Here is a 16087-nt window from a genome sequence, read left to right as displayed (position 1 = left end):
GAGCGCACTGCGGAGCTGCCGCGATGGCTTCACCGCTACAATTGGCATAGGCCACACGGCAGCTTAAAATCAAAACCACCTATCAGCCGCCTCGGACTGACCAAGGACAACCTATTGAGGCTCCACACCTAGCTATCTATCGGCGCATGATCTTTCGAACATCGGCGCTCCTTTCGGGGTCATGCTCCAGCCTACGTATCCTTCAGAGAGTTGAGCGATGTCCAAGGCAATCCGCATCCACGCCCATGGCGGCCCCGAAGTCCTGGCCTATGAGGATGCCGATCCCGGCCAGCCGGGAGAAGGCCAGATCCTGATCCGGCACACGGCCATCGGCCTCAACTTCATCGACGTCTACCACCGCTCGGGGCTTTATCCGCCACCCGGCGGCTTCCCGCTGATCCCGGGCGGCGAGGCGGCGGGCGTCGTGCTGGCGCTCGGCGCCGGCGTCGACTGGCTGAAGCCCGGCGACCGTATCGCCTATGCGGTCAACGTCGGCGCCTATAGTGAGCAGCGCGTGATCGCAGCCGACCGCGTGGTCAAGGTGCCGGACGGCATCAGCGACGAGCAGGCCGCGGCGATGATGCTGAAGGGCATGACGGCGGAATATCTCTTGCGCCGTACCTTCCCGGTCAAGGCCGGCGACACGATTCTCTACCATGCGGCGGCCGGCGGCGTCGGCCTGATCCTCGGCCAATGGGCAAAGCATCTCGGCGCGACCGTTATCGGCACCGCGAGCTCCTCCGACAAGATCGAGCTCGCCCGGGCACACGGCTTCGATCATGTCATCAACTACAAGGAGCAGGATTTCGTCGCCGGCGTCGCGGCGCTCACCGGCGGGAGGAAATGCGACGTCGTCTACGATTCCGTCGGCGCCGATACTTTTCCCGCCTCGCTCGATTGCCTGCGGCCGCTCGGCATGTTCGTCAGCTTCGGCTCGTCGTCGGGACCGGTCCCGCCTTTCCCCATGTCGCTTCTCGCGCAGAAAGGCTCGCTCTATGCGACCCGGCCGACGCTGTTCGTCTATAACGCCAGACGCGAGGATCTGGTGAAGTCGGCCGAAGCGCTTTTCGACGTGGTCAAGAGCGGCGCCGTCGAGATCAAGATCAACCAGCGCTGTGCGCTGAAGGACGCGGGAAAGGCGCAAGCTGATCTCGAAGCCCGCAAGACGACCGGAACGACTGTCCTCATTCCTTAAGCCACCTGCCGTGTTTTTCAGCGACTTGCCGTGCCCAAAGGCACGGCTTGCCTGAAAAGCGCTGTGGATTTGCCGCTGTTCTCAAGAGGTCTATCTTAGCCCTTGAGTTTCCGCTGAAATTCTTGAAGCTCTTTCAAGTTGGGTGCTGCTTTCCGATGGGAGCCGGCCGCGCATACCATGCTTTCGGGAACACAGAACATATCCGGTAAGCCGGATGGGAGGCACTGTGAGTGCAAATCATGACAGGTCGAACCTGCTTGAGGTTCGTGGTCTTACCAAGATTTTTGGCTCGCTGACGGCGTGCGATCACATCGATCTCAACATCGCGAAGGGCGAGATCCACGCGCTGCTCGGCGAGAACGGCGCCGGCAAGTCGACGCTGGTCAAGATGCTGTTCGGCTCGCTCGAGCCGAACGCGGGCGAGATCTTCTGGGACGGCAAGCCGGTCAAGATCACCAGTCCGGGCGTGGCGAAGAAGCTCGGCATCGGCATGGTGTTCCAGCATTTCTCGCTGTTCGAGGCGCTGACGGCGGCCGAAAACATCGCGCTTTCGCTCAATGACGGCTCGCCGATCAGCACCATCGCGGCAAAGGCGAGGGCGCTTTCCTTCAGCTATGGGCTGCCGCTCGATCCGGACTCGCTGGTTGGGGACCTCTCCGTCGGCGAACGCCAGCGCATCGAGATCATCCGCTGCCTCCTGCAGACGCCGCAGCTCATCATCCTCGACGAGCCGACCTCGGTGCTGACGCCGCAGGAGGCCGACAAGCTGTTCGAGACGCTGGAACGGCTGCGCTCGGAGGGCAAATCGATCCTCTACATCTCGCACCGGCTGGAAGAGGTCAAACGCATCTGCGACAGCGCTACCGTGCTGCGTCACGGCAAGGTGGTCGGCCACTGCAACCCGCGGCAGGAGACGGCCGCATCGCTCGCCCGCATGATGGTCGGCAGCGAGGTGAAGGCCGTGGAGCGCGCGCCGGCTGAAGGCATCGAGACCGCGCCGGCCTTGCTGGAAATCCGTGGGCTGACGCGCAAGCCGGCGACGCCCTTCGCCATCCCGCTGAAGAACATCAATCTTACAGTGCGCGCCGGCGAAGTGATCGGCATCGCCGGCGTTGCCGGCAACGGCCAGGGCGAGTTCTTCGAATCCGTCTCCGGCGAAGTGCTGCAGCAGGACGCGGGTTCGGTGCGCATCCGCGGCAAGGACGCGGGCGCGCTCTCCATCACCGGCCGGCGACTGATGGGAGCCGCCTTTGTGCCGGAAGAGCGCCTGGGACACGGCGCCGCCCCGCGCATGAAGCTCTCGGAGAACCTGCTGCTTTCGCGTCACGCCACCGACGGCAAGGCTTTTGTCGGCTCTGGCGGCATGGTCAAGAACAGTACCGTCTATAGCGCCGCCCAGCGTATCATCACCGCCATGGACGTGCGCAAGAGCGCGCCCGATCCGGAGGCGGCCGCGCTCTCGGGCGGCAATCTGCAGAAATTCATCGTCGGTCGCGAACTCGACCGCAAGCCGAGCGTCATGGTCGTCAACCAGCCGACCTGGGGTGTGGACGCAGGTGCGGCCGCTCGCATTCGCCAGGCCCTGATCGAGCTTGCCCGCAGCGGCTCCGCCGTCCTGGTCATCAGCCAGGACCTCGATGAATTGTTCGAGCTGTCGGACGCGATCGCCGTCATGCACAACGGCGAACTGTCGGCGCCGCTGCCGATCGCCGAGGCGACCTTCGAGAAGATCGGCCTCCTGATGGGCGGCGCCGAGCCCGGCCATGCCGAACACAGCCTGGAGATGGCATGATGCGCATCGAACTGGTCAAACGTCCGCAGCGCTCGGCGCTGTTTTCGGTGCTGTCGCCTTTCATTGCCTTCGCGCTGACGATCATCGCCGGCGGCATCATGTTCGCATTGCTCGGCGTCAATCCGCTGGATGCGTTCAACATCTATTTCATCCAGCCGATCAGTGAGGTCTGGCAATTGCACGAGCTGGCCATCAAGGCGGCGCCGCTGATCCTGATCGCTGTCGGCCTGTCGGTCTGCTACAAGGCCAACATCTGGAACATCGGTGCCGAAGGCCAGTTCATATTCGGCGCGATCTTCGGCTCGATCATCCCGGTGCTGTTCCCGCAATTCGAAGGCCCGCTGGTGATCCCGCTGATGCTCCTGCTGGGCATGGTCGGCGGCGCCTTTTACGCATCGATCCCGGCGTTTTTGAAGACGCGCTTCAGCACCAATGAGATCTTGACCAGCCTGATGCTGGTCTATGTCGCGCAGCTTTTCCTCGACTGGCTGGTGCGCGGCCCATGGCGCGACCCGGAAGGCCATGGCTTCCCGCAGACCATCCAGTTCGGCGATTCCGCCGTGCTGCCGGAGCTGATGCCCGATGCCGGCCGCGCCAACTGGGGCTTCGTCTTCGCGCTGGTCGCCGCTGTGGCGATCTGGCTGATGATGAGCCGCATGCTCAAGGGCTTTGAAGTGCGCGTGCTGGGTTCCAGCCCAAGGGCAGGGCGCTTTGCCGGCTTTGGCTTCAACCGGATGGTGTTCTTCACCTTCCTTCTGTCCGGCGCGCTGGCCGGCCTTGCAGGCATCTCGGAAGTTTCCGGCGCCATCGGCCAATTGCAGCCGGTGATCTCGCCCGGCTACGGCTTCACCGCCATCATCGTCGCCTTCCTCGGCAGGCTCAATCCGCTCGGCATCGTGGCCGCGGGCCTTGTGCTGGCGCTGACCTATCTCGGCGGCGAGGCGGTGCAGAGCGCGCTCGGCATCTCCGACAAGGTGGCGCGCGTCTTCCAGGGCATGCTTTTGTTCTTCGTGCTCGGCTGCGACACGCTCATCCACTACCGCATCCGCCTGATCGGCATGGCGCTGACGAAGGCGAATGGCACGGCGCAACTCGAAGCGGCGCCCAAGCTCGAGGAGGCCCGCTGATGGACATCACCGTCAACATCCTTTTGACCATCGCGACCGCCGCGACGCCGCTGCTGATTGCGGCGATCGGCGAACTTGTGGTCGAACGCTCGGGCGTGCTCAATCTCGGCGTCGAGGGCATGATGATCATGGGCGCCGTCGGCGGCTTCGGCGCCGGCTACCTCACCGGTTCACCCTGGATCGGCCTGCTTGCCGCGATCATCGTCGGCGCGCTGTTCTCGCTGCTGTTCGCCGTCATGACGCTGTCGCTCGCGACCAACCAGGTGGCGACCGGTCTGTCGCTGACACTGCTCGGCCTCGGCCTCTCCGGCATGATCGGCACCAGCTTCGTCGGCCAGCCGGGCGTCAGGCTGCCCAATCTCGATATTCCGGTGATCAGCTCGATCCCGGTCGTCGGCAAGCTGATCTTCGGCCAGGATCCGGTCTTCTACATCTCGATCGCGCTGACCGCGGCGGTCATGTGGTTCCTGTTCAGGACGCGCACCGGCCTTACGCTGCGCTCCATCGGCGACAGCCATACGTCGGCGCATGCGCTCGGCATCAAGGTCATCCGCTACCGTTATTTGGCGGTGATCTTCGGCGGCGCCTGCGCCGGCCTTGCCGGCGGTCATCTGTCGCTGGTCTACACGCCGCAATGGGTGGAGAACATGAGCGCGGGGCGCGGCTGGATCGCTCTGGCGCTGGTGGTGTTCGCGTCCTGGCGCCCGTGGCGGGTGCTGGCTGGCGCCTATATCTTCGGCGCGGTGTGGATCGGCCAGCTTCATGCACAGGCTTTTGGCATTCCGGTGCCGTCGCAGTTTCTTTCTTCGCTACCCTATCTGGCAACCATCGTGGTTCTCGTTCTAATCTCGCGCAACAAGCGGCTGACGATGATGAACACGCCGGCTTCGTTGGGGCAGCCATTCGTTCCGGATCGTTGACGACAACAAAAAGACGGGAAGCTCCAAGGCTTAACTCAGAGAGGTAACACTATGAAAAAACTGCTTATTGCGTTGATGACAACTGCCGCGGTCCTATCGGTCGCGGCAACCGCCGAGGCGGCCGACAAGCTGAAGGCCTGCTGGGTCTATACGGGCCCGATCGGCGACTTCGGCTATTCCTACCAGCACGACCAAGGTCGGCTCCAGGTCGAGAAGGCACTCGGCGACAAGGTCGAGACCGCTTATCTCGAAAACGTCTCGGAAGGCCCCGACGCCGACCGCGCCTTCGAGCGCCTGGCGCGCGAGAAGTGCAAGATCATCTTCGGCACTTCCTTTGGCTTCATGGACGCCGAGGTGAAGGTCGCCAAGAAATTTCCCAAGGTGATGTTCGAGCATGCCACAGGCTACAAGACCGGCAAGAATCTCGGCATCTACAACGCCCGCTTCTATGAAGGCCGCTACGTGCTCGGCCAGATCGCGGCCAAGGAATCGAAGAAGGGCCTTGCGGGCTACATCGTCTCCTTCCCGATCCCGGAAGTGGTGATGGGCATCAACTCCTTCATGCTCGGCGCGCAGTCGGTCAATCCCGACTTCAAGGTCAAGATCGTGTGGGTGAACTCCTGGTTCGATCCGGGCAAGGAGGCCGACGCCGCCAAGGCGCTGTTCGACCAGGGCGCCGACATCATCGTGCAGCACACCGATTCCACTGCGGCGCTGCAGGTCGCCGAGGAGCGCAAGCTGCACGGCTTCGGCCAGTCCTCCGACATGATCAAGTTCGCGCCGAACGCGCAGCTGACCGCGCTCACCGACGAGTGGGGTCCCTACTATATCAGCCGCGTCCAGGCCGCGCTCGACGGCACCTGGAAGCCGGACAATGTGTGGCTCGGCATCAAGGACGGCGCCGTCAAGCTCGCGCCGTTCACCAACATGCCCGACGACGTCAAGGCGATGGCAGAGGCGACCACCAAGAAGATCGCCGGCGGCTGGAACCCCTTCACCGGACCGGTCTCCAAGCAGGACGGCTCGCCCTGGCTGAAGGACGGCGAGGTTGCCGACGACGGCACGCTGCTCGGCATGAATTTCTACGTCAAGGGCGTCGACGACAAGCTGCCGCAGTAAGCTGCAAGTTACTGATGTCAAAAGGAAAGGGCGCCGCGCGGCGCCCTTTCTCATTCGGTGTGCCTTCGCGTTCGAGGACGATCAGACGGCCGATCCATAAAGATCGTAGGCGTCGGCACGATCGATCTTGACGGTGACGATCTCGCCGGCGCGCAGCGGGCGGCGCGACTGGATGTGCACGGAGCCGTCGATCTCCGGCGCGTCGTATTTGGTGCGGCCCTTGGCCGATGTGCCGTGCGCCTCGTCGATCAGCACCGGCAGGCGCTTTCCGACCTTCTTGGCCAACTGCGCGGCGGAAATCTTCTGCTGGCGCTGCATGAAACGATGCCAGCGCGCTTCCTTGACCTCCTGCGGCACCTGCTCAAGACCGAGATCATTGGAGCGCGCGCCCTTGACCGGCTCGTATTTAAAGCAGCCGGCGCGATCGATCTTGGCTTCGTCCAGCCAGTCGAGCAGCATCTGGAAATCGTCTTCGGTCTCGCCGGGGAAACCGACGATGAAGGTCGAGCGGATGGCGAGATCGGGGCAGACCTCTCGCCAGCTGCGGATGCGCTCCAGCGTCTTTTCGCCATGCGCGGGGCGCCGCATGTTCTTCAGCACCTGCGGCGAGGCGTGCTGGAAGGGGATATCGAGATAGGGGAGGATCTTCCCTTCCGCCATCAGCGGAATGACATCTGCGACATGCGGGTAGGGGTACACATAATGCATGCGTATCCAGATGCCGAGCTGGCCTAGCTCCTCGGCAAGGTCGAGGAATTTCGCCCGCACCTCGCGATCGCCGAACATCGACGTCTGGTACTTGATGTCGACGCCGTAGGCGCTGGTGTCCTGCGAGATGACGAGGATTTCCTTGACGCCGGCCCTGGCGAGTTTTTCCGCCTCGCGCAGCACGTCCGCCGCAGGCCGCGAGACGAGATCGCCACGCAGCGCCGGGATGATGCAGAAGGTGCAGCGGTTGTTGCAGCCCTCGGAGATCTTCAGATAGGCGTAGTGGCGCGGCGTCAGCTTCACGCCCTGCGGCGGCAAAAGGTCTACATAGGGATCGTGGCTGGGCGGAGCCGCCTCGTGGACCGCCGCCATCACGCTCTCATAGGCCTGCGGCCCGGTGATCGCCAGCACATTGGGATGCTTCTCGCGGATGACCTCCGGCTCGGCGCCGAGGCAGCCGGTGACGATGACGCGGCCGTTTTCCGAAAGCGCGGAACCAATGGCGTTAAGCGACTCGTCGCGGGCGGAATCGAGGAAGCCGCAGGTGTTGACGACGACGAGATCGGCGCCGTCATGCTTGCGCGCGATCTCATAGCCTTCGGCGCGAAGCCGCGTGATGATGCGCTCGGAATCGACGAGCGCTTTCGGGCATCCAAGACTGACGAAGCTGACGCGTGGGGCGGACATAAACTTGTTTTCCAAGAGGTGATGGCGAGATCGAGGGTTGAGCCTCAGGCTCCGAAGGTCGATCTACGGCGCGGCTTTGAGCCATTCGCGCGGCGCAATAGCACGCTTCGGCACAGAAGCAAACTGCCGTCGACAGGACAAGAGGTGGGCGTCAGACGTCCGCCCTGAGGAGCGCTAATGGCTGTCCGATCCGAACCATGGCGCCAGGAAGGCAAAATGGTCGGGAAACTGCTGCACGGCGCCTCCGAGAAGCATGTTTATCGCGACATACAGGATGATCAACAGGCCGACATAGGCGATCCAGCGATATCTATGCAGGAGGCGCGCGACAAAGGATGCGGCAAAACCCATCAGCGCGATCGATAGGGCCAGCCCGATGATCAGCACCGTCGGATGCTTCATGGCGGCGCCCGCGACGGCAAGCACATTGTCGAGCGACATCGAGACATCGGCAATCACGATCTGCCAGGCGGCCTGCGAGAATGTCTTGCGTGCGCCTTTGCCGGCGACCGATCCGTCCTTGTTGTAATCGCTGTTCGACAGCGCCTCGGTAGCGTCGCGCTCGTCGTCATGGCTGACGCGCAGTTCGCGCCACATCTTCCAGCACACCCACAGAAGCAGAAGGCCCCCCGCGATAAGCAGCATCGGGCCGATGCTCAGCAGCCATTGGGTGATGAGGGCGAAGATGATGCGCAGGACCGTGGCCGCGGCGATGCCGACAATGATGGCGCGCTTGCGCTGATCAGCCGGAAGGCCGGCGGCCGCGAGGCCGATCACAATTGCGTTGTCACCGGCGAGCGCGAGATCGATTGCGACGACTTGGAGGAGAGCTGAAAGGCCTGTGGCAGTGAATATTTCCATGAACTAGAAATCCCTTGCCTGAAATGCCGGGTCGCCCAATACCCAGACGGCCCTAAAGACATGGTTCACCGGCGTCAAGACGCAGGTTTGGACATCGCCGGAAAACGGCGCCGCCGGCGCTAACCCTCAACGATTTCGGGTGTTCGCCGGTCAGGCGGACGGCCGCAAACTAGTCATAGAGATTGTATTTAGCCCAGTCGGACTCCGGGATTTCATCGCCGATCTTGTAGCGGAACTGCAGCACCTGCATGTGGTCCGGCCCGGTCTCGCATTTGAATTTCAACCGGTACCATTGGCCCTTGCTGCGGAAGGCGGCGCCCGAGCTCTTGATGGCGTCGGCGCTCATCTGCGGCGTGGCAAAGGCGTAGGCCACGACGCGGTCGGCCTTGTAGTTGTGATCGTCTTGGCTGATCCGGTCGAGCACTTCGGCGTCGCAGCGCTGCTCGAGGCGGGTTTCGGGATCGAGTTTCATCAGGCCGGCGCGCAACGCATTGTCCATCGCCTTGGCCGGCAAGACCGGCGCCAACGACGCCAGAACCATCAGGCAGAGCTTTTTCATGGGCGCGAGAAGCAGCATATTTTGTCCGAGAAATCAAATAACCGCTGCTTTACCAACGGTTGACCGTCATGCCTGGGCGTTCAGGACCGCTTCGGTCCAAATGGGGTTCGAACACCTCCATGTTCGCCGTCTTCGACGGCAAGTTCGGCAGCGGCTTGCAGAGCTATCGCGGCGATGTCGGCTTCAAGCTGGACTGGTGAGGACGGCGCGGAGGGGCCGAGATTCACTTGAAAGCCGATGATAGCATCTGGCGGAGGGAGTGGGATTCGAACCCACGGTGAACTTGCGCCCACGCCGGTTTTCAAGACCGGTGCCTTAAACCGCTCGGCCATCCCTCCATCTAATTGCTTTTGCTTGGCTTTTCCGTTCTAGCCGATTTGCTAAAACAGCCCGTTGCTACGCAAAATGCAACTATTTGGTTTTCCGTGTGCCTTCTATAGCGGCCTGCAACACCGCGTCAACTTGCTCGGCGGCGTCGGCCTGACGGCGATGGTGATCACCGCAGCTATGAGCTGAAGAACCGTGTTGCGCGACGTAGGCGCGGAACATAATGCGGTTCGGGTTTCACGAAAAGAGCGAACTGGTGTTTAACATTTGAGCGTGCGCCCCGACACGTCATGTGCCCTTATGGAGGTTCGACCCTGGTGGGCCGAGACCAACCTCTACTTCACCCGCTGGCTTCGGTCGGCGGGTTTTTTCATTTTTGTTTAGTTTTGGGGCAATCCGTTTGGGTATTTGCAGTCAATGGACTTCGGTCTGAGGTATTTTAGGACCGTTGGCTGAGCAAGGGAACAAATATCACAAAGCACTCTTTTCTTCCGAGTGAGAACTCAAGAAGGAGAGAAGTCATGTCTGACGGACCTACAGTCGTAAACTCTGGTGGCGGCGGAACAGCCGTTGCGGTTATCCTTGGCATCATCGCCGTTGTTGCGCTTTTGTTCTTCACAGGAGTGATAAACATAAATGGCAGTGGAGGTAAGGATGTGAACGTTAGCGTCAACACGCCGAAGGTCGAGGCGCCGTCCGCCCCGTCGGTCTCCAAGCCCGCAGCTCCGGCCAAACCCACCCCGGCGCCTGCTAGCGGCGGCTAAGGCGGACCTTCCTCACAGGCTCCGGCGAAATGCCGGTGCCTGTGATGTCCGGCGGTCCACGCGGGTTCACCTGTGCTTTCCCGCGCAGGCCCATGTGCCTTTCGAAGAGGCGTAGCTTCTCGGGTATCCGATCCTAAGCGAGGCCTTGCACGACGGGCATTTGAAGGCTGCTATGGTCTTGAACCATGTCCCTTTCCTGACGATTGGATGCCTGCACTGTGGGCACTCGAATGTGAGCTGTTGGTTGTTGAGTTCTTGAGGGATCGGCAACCGGCAACCTCTAGGCTGTATGGGTGCCTGCCGGTTCGCAGGTCACGGCAGGCACCCATGATCCGGCGATGAAGGGACTATGCTCGCCGGCGAAAACACAATGGCCATTTAGAGAAGTCGTTGCACGATTCGGACGTTAGAGTTGGTCGGTACGACGTTCGTCTCAGGCGGGTTGCGACTGACGTGCGGCGCTGGTTCTTTACGGGAGCAACGCACGCGCTTTGTTGTTGACCGGTCAGCCTGCTGCGCACGTTGCCACTTTGCGCATCTCCAGGCTATTCCAGCACCTGCCCGTCGGCTTCGGTCGGCGGGCTTTTTTACATATGTTATTGTGCCATGATCTGCGAAGGCAATTATCTGCCGGATCGCAGGAGGGGTTCATGCCGATCTACAAAAGAGCCCACGAGGCCGGCGTTTTCAGCTCTTCAGATGTCGCCTTGCTTGGTCGCGTGTTCGACAAGCTGAAAAACGAATACAAGTCACCGGAACGACGCGAGGCTCTCGCGTCCAGGCTCATGGCCAATTACCTGGCCGGCATCAGGGATGAGGACGAGCTGCTTATGGCATCCAAGTTGCCGCTCGGGCGCTAACAGAAGAGCCCTGCGCCTGTTTGGCGCAAAAGCCACTTTCCTGCAGCGATTGCTAATGGAACGTCAGGGCCATTGGTGCAGTTGATATCCAGTCGACGCGCTAGGCTGCTTCATTACCAAGCGCGCTCGCGTCGGGTGGGGTACCCTGCGAGACCCAAGGGTCCACACTCGATAAAGAGCCCGTCTGGCATCCATGGCAGGCGGGCTCTTTCACAACGCTAACATAACGTGGACCATTGCAGTTAGCGTGATGGGACCTCGGTCCTTATTGCGCCACGCGGACTTATCGAAGACCTTTGCTTCACCGCCGAGTTTGAAACCACTTCCCCCCGGAATAGGTGTCGGCGGCTAGGCCCGGCTCGCATAATCCTGTGTCACCCTCGATCTGCGAGCCGGGCTCTGCGCCTAAGCAGTTCGTCATTTGGCAAAATCCTTGGGCGGCTCTTCTGCAATGCTGAATTCGTGAACGGTGCCTTCCCGTTCGTCGACAACCCGAAACCAGTGCTCTTGCAAGGCCTTGGTAGAAATCACCTTTCCCGTCAGGGTCTCTGCGGCGCTGAGCGCATCAGGCGCCTCTGCAGATGCCGTGGCAACGAGGCGTTGGCCATAGAACTCTTCGATTTGGAAACGCGCCATCGGAAACCTCCTGAATCCAATGCCAACGCTCCCCGAAAGAGAAGGTTCAAGGTCACAATTACAGATCAGCGGAACCTAATATGCGGCTCATGCTTATGGAAAAATGAGCACGCGCGGCACCAATTTCTTCGACCGTTGGATGGCAGAGCATCTGCCCGGGGTGGGGACGAATGACCCTGCTGCGCTAAGCGCTCTGACCGACCAAGCAATGGAAGCGGCACACCGGGAGGGCATCGAGGTAGCAGAAATCTATGAGGAAGTCGGCAGCGTCTTCGAGGCAATCGCCAAGGCCATGCAACACCGCGAAGCCAGCCTTGCAGACGAGAAGGTCCATGATCTCCTGGCGGCCAGGCTCGCACGGGAAGCAAGGATCACCGAAGAGCAGGCAGGCGATCTGATTGAGCGGTTCGGCACCGACTGGGATTCACTGCTTAACGAAGCTCATTTCCTGAAAGAGCTTGAAGGCCGGCTGGGGCAGGAATAAATGCCTCATTGGTGCGGCGACCCTTTGCAGAAACGAGGATCGCCATGGGCAAGGAATATCCTTTTTCGGAAGCCACGCTAGGCGGCAAGCTTGCGGCCGGCACGGGGCTTTCGGTTGACTGTCTCACGTGCAAGCGTCGAGCCGTCCTCAATGTCGCGGATTTGGTGAAGCGGTTCGGGCCGGACCAGCCCTGCCTTCATTGGGATCTGCTGAAGATCATCAATTGCAGCGAGTGCCGCGCCGCCGGCCGTGACGATCGGAACCTGCAGTTCACCAACCATGCGGTGACGCCGGAGCAGCGGAACGGCTGGACGCCGTGCCCATAGTGTCCTGCTCCCGTCGCCGCTGGTACATCCGCAGTCGGCGACGGAGACCGGGAGCGGCCCGGCAGGCTGGCGGGGTAGGCCAGCAAGCGCCGGGCCTAGCCGGCATTGGGTGTCGGGGACGAACGCCGCGCCGGCTGGCGAAACAATACGCTCGTGCCGAAATAGTAGGCACGTATCCATAAGGACGAACGTGGAAGTAGCGTGTCATCCCGGTCCAAAACGCTGGCATTGATTTTGCATCGGCCGAATTGCTGCACAGCAAGGGACCCTTCGACATGCGATTGTCTGCCCAGCCTGCGCGAAAGCCAGGATTGCCGAAATGCATATACTCAGCGCCGTTGCAGATCGACGATGTCCAGATCGATGAGAATGGCGATGTGGCCGTCTCGATTATCGCTGACGACATCTACTCGAAGAATTCCACACAGCGCTATCAGATCACGCTGACCGAAGCCGAAATCAGCATTCTCTCCCGCGGAGCCGAACAGCGCCGGCGAGCATGACGCTTGCCAATAAGCCGCGACTTATCGTTCGAGCGACCCGGCCGCGACTGGACGCCATGTCCTTAACGGCGGCCCGACAGCCGCCGTTTGGGTGTGCGGCAGTGACTGCCGGGCCTAGCCGAGATGTTGTGAGTCAGCTCGGCACCAGGTACGCGTATCAGCATATCAGCGTCTGCTAAAGTAACTATTTCGGAGGATGCTCAATAGCGCGATGGAGAGCTGACGAGCGCCAGGCAGGTAGCGGCCCGACAGTTCCGCTGTGTTGGGGTAGCGTTGATTGAACCGCCGGGCCTAGCCCACTCCCAGGGGTAGGGGAGTCGGCGAGGTGGGCTCAACCAGCTGTAGGACAGCGGCCAGAGGAAACGCGCGCTTCACGGGCTCGCTAATCGAACCCTGGCTGGCTGGTGGCATCGAGGTCGTCGGAATGAGTGACCGGGAAGGGGACGATGAACGCGAACTCGATGACGAGCGCGAGGCCGACCCCGCCGACTATGACTGTCCAGGGTTCATACCAGGCGGGCAGGGTGCCTGAAATCAAGAATATAAACCGTTACATCGCGCCCGCTGCTCACGGCGGCGGGCTTATTCTTCTTTATGTGGAACAACATATCTAGCAGCCTTCCCGCCACGGGTAACGACAACTGTCGTATAGCCGGCAGGCAACGAGCCTGTGACGATCGGATCGACAACTTGGCATCGGCCGACCATTCTTCCGCTAGTAGCGTCGGCTAGTTCTTTTGCTAACGAGGACCGGCATTCGCTGAGGGATGCGAACACTTGAGACGAAGCCGTATTGACCGGTTTGCAGACCGGCGCATCGCCTGGGCTGCACATAAGCAAAACCATGACCGCTGCTGTAGCCGGGTCCATGCTTGAAGCTCCATTTTCGGAGCCTCAACGCTAGCGAAATCGCTTTGTTTCACATTTTGCTAAAATACGAGGAGCGTCCGGTGGCTCCTGCTTCCGGGCCCTTTTCTAGCTGGGCAGCCAGCGCATCGTCTCGATGTCGTCACGGGAAATCCCGATATCGCTAAGCAGGTCGTCCGGTGACTCGCTCAGTTCGTCCGTTGCCTTCAACTGCGCCTTCTGATCGGCTCGGCGACAGAGCCAAGCGACAACAGGACCAACGACGACAAGAGGCAGGTTCACAAGCATATGAAGGTTCACAAGCATCGAAGGACTCCTCCCTTCACCGCTGGAAGCTATGCCAATGCGCCGTTGCGTCTGTGACAAGCCTCACAGACCCGCCCGGCTGCTATGTGGCCGGGCTTTTCATTTCTTTCAGGGGACACGGCCAACCGGTTCGTCGCACTTGTAGACGGGGCAGCGGCCGTCTCGGGTCGGGACATAGGCCGACATTGGCACCTGAGGCCAGTCGCACTCGTTCCCGAATTGCTTGACATAACGGTCATAGGTGTTGGGACCGGTGGTCAGCACGACGGCGCGCTTGCTCTGGATCAGTTGCTGGATCTGCTGGCAGATCATCGTGCGGGTGTCGGGCCGGGCCTCACTGAGCCCGGTGGCGACAAGCAGGATCGCTGCTGTCGTCAAAGCAGTTAATGGGATGGACATGGGCGGTTTCCTTCGATCGGGCGGGGCCGGCCCCTCGATCCTCGCAGGAAAGAATTGGCACCGCAATTGGCCCGGCGGCTTCGGCTTCCGGGCCTTTTCTTGAAACCGAGCAACTGTAAAGATGCCGCTCCCAATAATATGGAGCGTGCAGAAAATGGAAGATTTGCTGGCCGTTCTTGAAGCAAAAGAGACCTTCGCGCGAGAGCTCAATGCGAGGGCGAGAGGTTTCGATGTGCCTGACGTCGAACCCATTCAGAGGGCGATTCGCGACGTTTTCGGCGCCGGCAGCCAAATCGGATTCGGATCGAAGCAGATCATCACTGGCGGCGCCGAGCCATATTTGGCGATGGTATCCCTACTAGTCCTTGCGGATCGTGGTCCGGCAGCTACCGTTGATTGGTTGAAAAAAGTGCACTCGATCTCAGCGGCCGGCGAGGCGACTGTTCGGCTGGTTGTCGAGGTAGTTGGCGCTGACGCCCCTGAACCGATAAGGTTTTCGAACGGAGTGGTCGTCTCGCGGCTTGATGGTTTGCCTCCTACGCCGAATGTCAGAGTTTTGGCGGATAGCTACGGCTTCTCTTCCTCACGAATGTTTTTCCACCGCCATCGGCCAATGGTGGCCTTCTATGATCAAATCTTCAAAGCATCACCTGGTGCCGTACCGGACGAGCCTCCACAATCACCGATCGATAAGGCGCTTCTTGGCCTGTCCGCCTCTGGCGAGATCTTCCCGAATCCAGGGTACTCTTGGCACGACTTTGCAGACCTCGACTTGGAAGCTGCCGTGGTTGGCCGCATGTGGGGCGGGGATCAAGCTGGCCTGCCGCCTGTGGCAAAGATCACAAAAGAAGCCGTGGCGTACGCCGAGAAATTCATCGAGCTGAAAGACGATTTAGCTCGACGCAGCGAAATTGCCGCGCTCAGATTGAGATCTGCGCGAAGCCGCAGGGATCATAGCCAAAGGGCCATCGACATCGCCATTGCCCTGGAGGCGCTGTTGTTGCCGAAGGAAAGCAGCTCAGAACTTTCTCACCGCCTGAAAACCAGAGCTTCTATGCTGCTCGGATCGACCTACGAAGAGCGAAAAGACGTATTCAAAATTATAGGCGGTTTCTACTCAATAAGGAGTGGCGTGGTTCATGGGGCAGTTGTGCGTCCGACTTCGAAAGACAAAGAAGCGATAGGTCAAGCGCAGGTGCTTGCCGAGAAGCTTCTGCGGCTTGAGATTGACATGGGTAGGACGCCGGATTTCGCTTCGATAGATATCGGGGGGCCACCTTAGGCGGGCTGCTAGGCAGCCATCTCTGGATAACAGATTCCACCGCATGGGCGGCCGCCTTCTTTGGACAGCAGGGCAAACGTTATGGCACGCTCTATTTTTGGGCACTAAGTATTTTTATTGTAATTGTGGCGGAGGGAGTGGGATTCGAACCCACGGTGAACTTGCGCCCACGCCGGTTTTCAAGACCGGTGCCTTAACAGGCTGCGGAAAAACTCTTTCGTCTGGGGCCAGTCCGTGTTTCGATTCCGCCGGAGAGATTGGAGGATGAGATGCGCGGTGGAGATGATGGGACGGAAGGGCTTTTTTCCTATGTGAGCTGCGAGGCTCGGGTTCCATCGGATCATCCGCTTCGAGCCATCCGGGCA

19 protein-coding genes and 1 tRNA gene are annotated in these 16087 nt (G+C 60.8%); 12 read left to right on the top strand and 8 right to left on the bottom strand.

The window, feature by feature from the left end; genetic code table 11:
• From EN852_RS34155 to EN852_RS34130, 6 genes are all read left to right on the top strand, one after another.
• A partial coding sequence (locus tag EN852_RS34155) for an integrase core domain-containing protein (RefSeq protein ID WP_135879551.1) occupies positions 1-132 on the top strand: 132 nt, incomplete at its 5' end.
• An 85-nt stretch (positions 133-217) separates the two neighbouring features.
• Positions 218-1195 (top strand): quinone oxidoreductase, encoded by a 978-nt coding sequence (locus tag EN852_RS34150; RefSeq protein WP_127880117.1) that lies wholly within the window; start codon positions 218-220, stop codon positions 1193-1195.
• Between the two features lie 214 nt (positions 1196-1409).
• Positions 1410-2987, top strand: coding sequence for an ABC transporter ATP-binding protein (locus EN852_RS34145; RefSeq protein ID WP_189546320.1), 1578 nt, complete (start codon positions 1410-1412; stop codon positions 2985-2987).
• Entirely contained in the window at positions 2984-4114 is a 1131-nt protein-coding gene (locus EN852_RS34140) for an ABC transporter permease (RefSeq protein WP_127880119.1), read from the top strand. Before EN852_RS34145 ends, EN852_RS34140 begins: the two co-directional genes overlap by 4 nt.
• Positions 4114-5034, top strand: coding sequence for an ABC transporter permease (locus EN852_RS34135; RefSeq protein WP_127305903.1), 921 nt, complete (start codon positions 4114-4116; stop codon positions 5032-5034). The genes EN852_RS34140 and EN852_RS34135 overlap by 1 nt, the downstream gene beginning before the upstream one ends.
• A gap of 51 nt (positions 5035-5085) precedes the next feature.
• Positions 5086-6153, top strand: coding sequence for a BMP family ABC transporter substrate-binding protein (locus tag EN852_RS34130; protein WP_127880120.1), 1068 nt, complete (start codon positions 5086-5088; stop codon positions 6151-6153).
• Between the two features lie 81 nt (positions 6154-6234).
• Here the strand turns inward: EN852_RS34130 and rimO are convergent, their stop codons facing one another.
• From rimO to EN852_RS34115, 3 genes are all read right to left on the bottom strand, one after another.
• Positions 6235-7548: a 30S ribosomal protein S12 methylthiotransferase RimO gene (rimO, locus tag EN852_RS34125; protein ID WP_127880121.1), complete on the bottom strand. Its 1314-nt coding sequence runs from the start codon at positions 7546-7548 to the stop codon at positions 6235-6237.
• A 174-nt stretch (positions 7549-7722) separates the two neighbouring features.
• Entirely contained in the window at positions 7723-8409 is a 687-nt protein-coding gene (locus tag EN852_RS34120; RefSeq protein ID WP_127880122.1) for a TerC family protein, read from the bottom strand.
• 169 nt (positions 8410-8578) lie between these two features.
• Positions 8579-8986, bottom strand: a complete 408-nt coding sequence (locus tag EN852_RS34115) for a DUF930 domain-containing protein (protein ID WP_127880123.1) — start codon at positions 8984-8986, stop codon at positions 8579-8581.
• Between the two features lie 50 nt (positions 8987-9036).
• Here EN852_RS34115 and EN852_RS43280 point away from each other — a divergent pair, with 50 nt between their 5' ends.
• Positions 9037-9168 carry a hypothetical protein gene (locus EN852_RS43280; RefSeq protein WP_281407819.1) on the top strand — a complete coding sequence of 44 codons (132 nt, stop codon included), beginning with the start codon at positions 9037-9039 and terminating at the stop codon, positions 9166-9168.
• 48 nt (positions 9169-9216) lie between these two features.
• Here EN852_RS43280 and EN852_RS34110 read toward each other — a convergent pair.
• Positions 9217-9306 (bottom strand) — tRNA-Ser (locus tag EN852_RS34110).
• A 1403-nt stretch (positions 9307-10709) separates the two neighbouring features.
• Between EN852_RS34110 and EN852_RS34100 the strand changes: the two genes are divergently transcribed.
• Positions 10710-10919, top strand: a complete 210-nt coding sequence (locus EN852_RS34100) for a hypothetical protein (RefSeq protein WP_127880125.1) — start codon at positions 10710-10712, stop codon at positions 10917-10919.
• A gap of 417 nt (positions 10920-11336) precedes the next feature.
• Here the strand turns inward: EN852_RS34100 and EN852_RS34095 are convergent, their stop codons facing one another.
• A complete protein-coding gene (locus EN852_RS34095) occupies positions 11337-11555 on the bottom strand; it encodes a hypothetical protein (protein WP_127880126.1) in 219 nt (72 codons plus the stop codon).
• A gap of 103 nt (positions 11556-11658) precedes the next feature.
• On the opposite strand from EN852_RS34095, the gene EN852_RS42680 reads away from it, so the two are divergent.
• From EN852_RS42680 to EN852_RS41125, 3 genes are all read left to right on the top strand, one after another.
• Positions 11659-12039, top strand: a complete 381-nt coding sequence (locus EN852_RS42680) for a hypothetical protein (protein ID WP_246694482.1) — start codon at positions 11659-11661, stop codon at positions 12037-12039.
• A gap of 44 nt (positions 12040-12083) precedes the next feature.
• Positions 12084-12365: a hypothetical protein gene (locus tag EN852_RS34085; RefSeq protein ID WP_127880127.1), complete on the top strand. Its 282-nt coding sequence runs from the start codon at positions 12084-12086 to the stop codon at positions 12363-12365.
• Between the two features lie 338 nt (positions 12366-12703).
• Positions 12704-12868, top strand: a complete 165-nt coding sequence (locus EN852_RS41125) for a hypothetical protein (protein ID WP_189546318.1) — start codon at positions 12704-12706, stop codon at positions 12866-12868.
• 382 nt (positions 12869-13250) lie between these two features.
• Here EN852_RS41125 and EN852_RS41120 read toward each other — a convergent pair whose 3' ends face one another.
• The 3 genes from EN852_RS41120 to EN852_RS34070 form a co-directional block, all read right to left on the bottom strand.
• A complete protein-coding gene (locus EN852_RS41120; RefSeq protein WP_189546316.1) occupies positions 13251-13406 on the bottom strand; it encodes a hypothetical protein in 156 nt (51 codons plus the stop codon).
• Between the two features lie 437 nt (positions 13407-13843).
• On the bottom strand, positions 13844-14041 hold the full coding sequence (locus EN852_RS34075; RefSeq protein ID WP_127880129.1) for a hypothetical protein: 198 nt from the start codon (positions 14039-14041) through the stop codon (positions 13844-13846).
• Positions 14042-14149: 108 nt separating this feature from the next.
• Positions 14150-14440 (bottom strand): hypothetical protein, encoded by a 291-nt coding sequence (locus tag EN852_RS34070; RefSeq protein ID WP_189546313.1) that lies wholly within the window; start codon positions 14438-14440, stop codon positions 14150-14152.
• A gap of 154 nt (positions 14441-14594) precedes the next feature.
• On the opposite strand from EN852_RS34070, the gene EN852_RS34065 reads away from it, so the two are divergent.
• The gene (locus EN852_RS34065) at positions 14595-15722 is read left to right on the top strand and encodes a HEPN domain-containing protein (protein ID WP_127880130.1); all 1128 of its coding nucleotides are present in this window, start codon (positions 14595-14597) and stop codon (positions 15720-15722) included.
• Positions 15723-16087: the final 365 nt, after the last annotated feature.

The organism is Mesorhizobium sp. M2E.F.Ca.ET.209.01.1.1 (genome assembly GCF_004010375.2).
GTDB lineage: Bacteria > Pseudomonadota > Alphaproteobacteria > Rhizobiales > Rhizobiaceae > Mesorhizobium.
The sequence above is the reverse complement of the archived record's forward strand: the minus strand, read 5'-3'. Positions and strand labels throughout refer to the sequence as shown.

Excerpts from the sequence above, each read along its gene's own strand:
- EN852_RS34150 (WP_127880117.1), top strand. The coding sequence starts at position 218 with ATGTCCAAGGCAATCCGCATCCACGCCCATGGCGGCCCCGAAGTCCTG.
- EN852_RS34145 (WP_189546320.1), top strand. The coding sequence starts at position 1,410 with ATGGGAGGCACTGTGAGTGCAAATCATGACAGGTCGAACCTGCTTGAG.
- EN852_RS34140 (WP_127880119.1), top strand. The coding sequence starts at position 2,984 with ATGATGCGCATCGAACTGGTCAAACGTCCGCAGCGCTCGGCGCTGTTT.
- EN852_RS34135 (WP_127305903.1), top strand. The coding sequence starts at position 4,114 with ATGGACATCACCGTCAACATCCTTTTGACCATCGCGACCGCCGCGACG.
- EN852_RS34130 (WP_127880120.1), top strand. The coding sequence starts at position 5,086 with ATGAAAAAACTGCTTATTGCGTTGATGACAACTGCCGCGGTCCTATCG.
- rimO (WP_127880121.1), bottom strand. The coding sequence starts at position 7,548 with ATGTCCGCCCCACGCGTCAGCTTCGTCAGTCTTGGATGCCCGAAAGCG.
- EN852_RS34120 (WP_127880122.1), bottom strand. The coding sequence starts at position 8,409 with ATGGAAATATTCACTGCCACAGGCCTTTCAGCTCTCCTCCAAGTCGTC.
- EN852_RS34115 (WP_127880123.1), bottom strand. The coding sequence starts at position 8,986 with ATGCTGCTTCTCGCGCCCATGAAAAAGCTCTGCCTGATGGTTCTGGCG.
- EN852_RS43280 (WP_281407819.1), top strand. The coding sequence starts at position 9,037 with ATGCCTGGGCGTTCAGGACCGCTTCGGTCCAAATGGGGTTCGAACACC.
- EN852_RS34100 (WP_127880125.1), top strand. The coding sequence starts at position 10,710 with ATGCCGATCTACAAAAGAGCCCACGAGGCCGGCGTTTTCAGCTCTTCA.
- EN852_RS34095 (WP_127880126.1), bottom strand. The coding sequence starts at position 11,555 with ATGGCGCGTTTCCAAATCGAAGAGTTCTATGGCCAACGCCTCGTTGCC.
- EN852_RS42680 (WP_246694482.1), top strand. The coding sequence starts at position 11,659 with ATGAGCACGCGCGGCACCAATTTCTTCGACCGTTGGATGGCAGAGCAT.
- EN852_RS34085 (WP_127880127.1), top strand. The coding sequence starts at position 12,084 with ATGGGCAAGGAATATCCTTTTTCGGAAGCCACGCTAGGCGGCAAGCTT.
- EN852_RS34075 (WP_127880129.1), bottom strand. The coding sequence starts at position 14,041 with ATGCTTGTGAACCTTCATATGCTTGTGAACCTGCCTCTTGTCGTCGTT.
- EN852_RS34070 (WP_189546313.1), bottom strand. The coding sequence starts at position 14,440 with ATGTCCATCCCATTAACTGCTTTGACGACAGCAGCGATCCTGCTTGTC.
- EN852_RS34065 (WP_127880130.1), top strand. The coding sequence starts at position 14,595 with ATGGAAGATTTGCTGGCCGTTCTTGAAGCAAAAGAGACCTTCGCGCGA.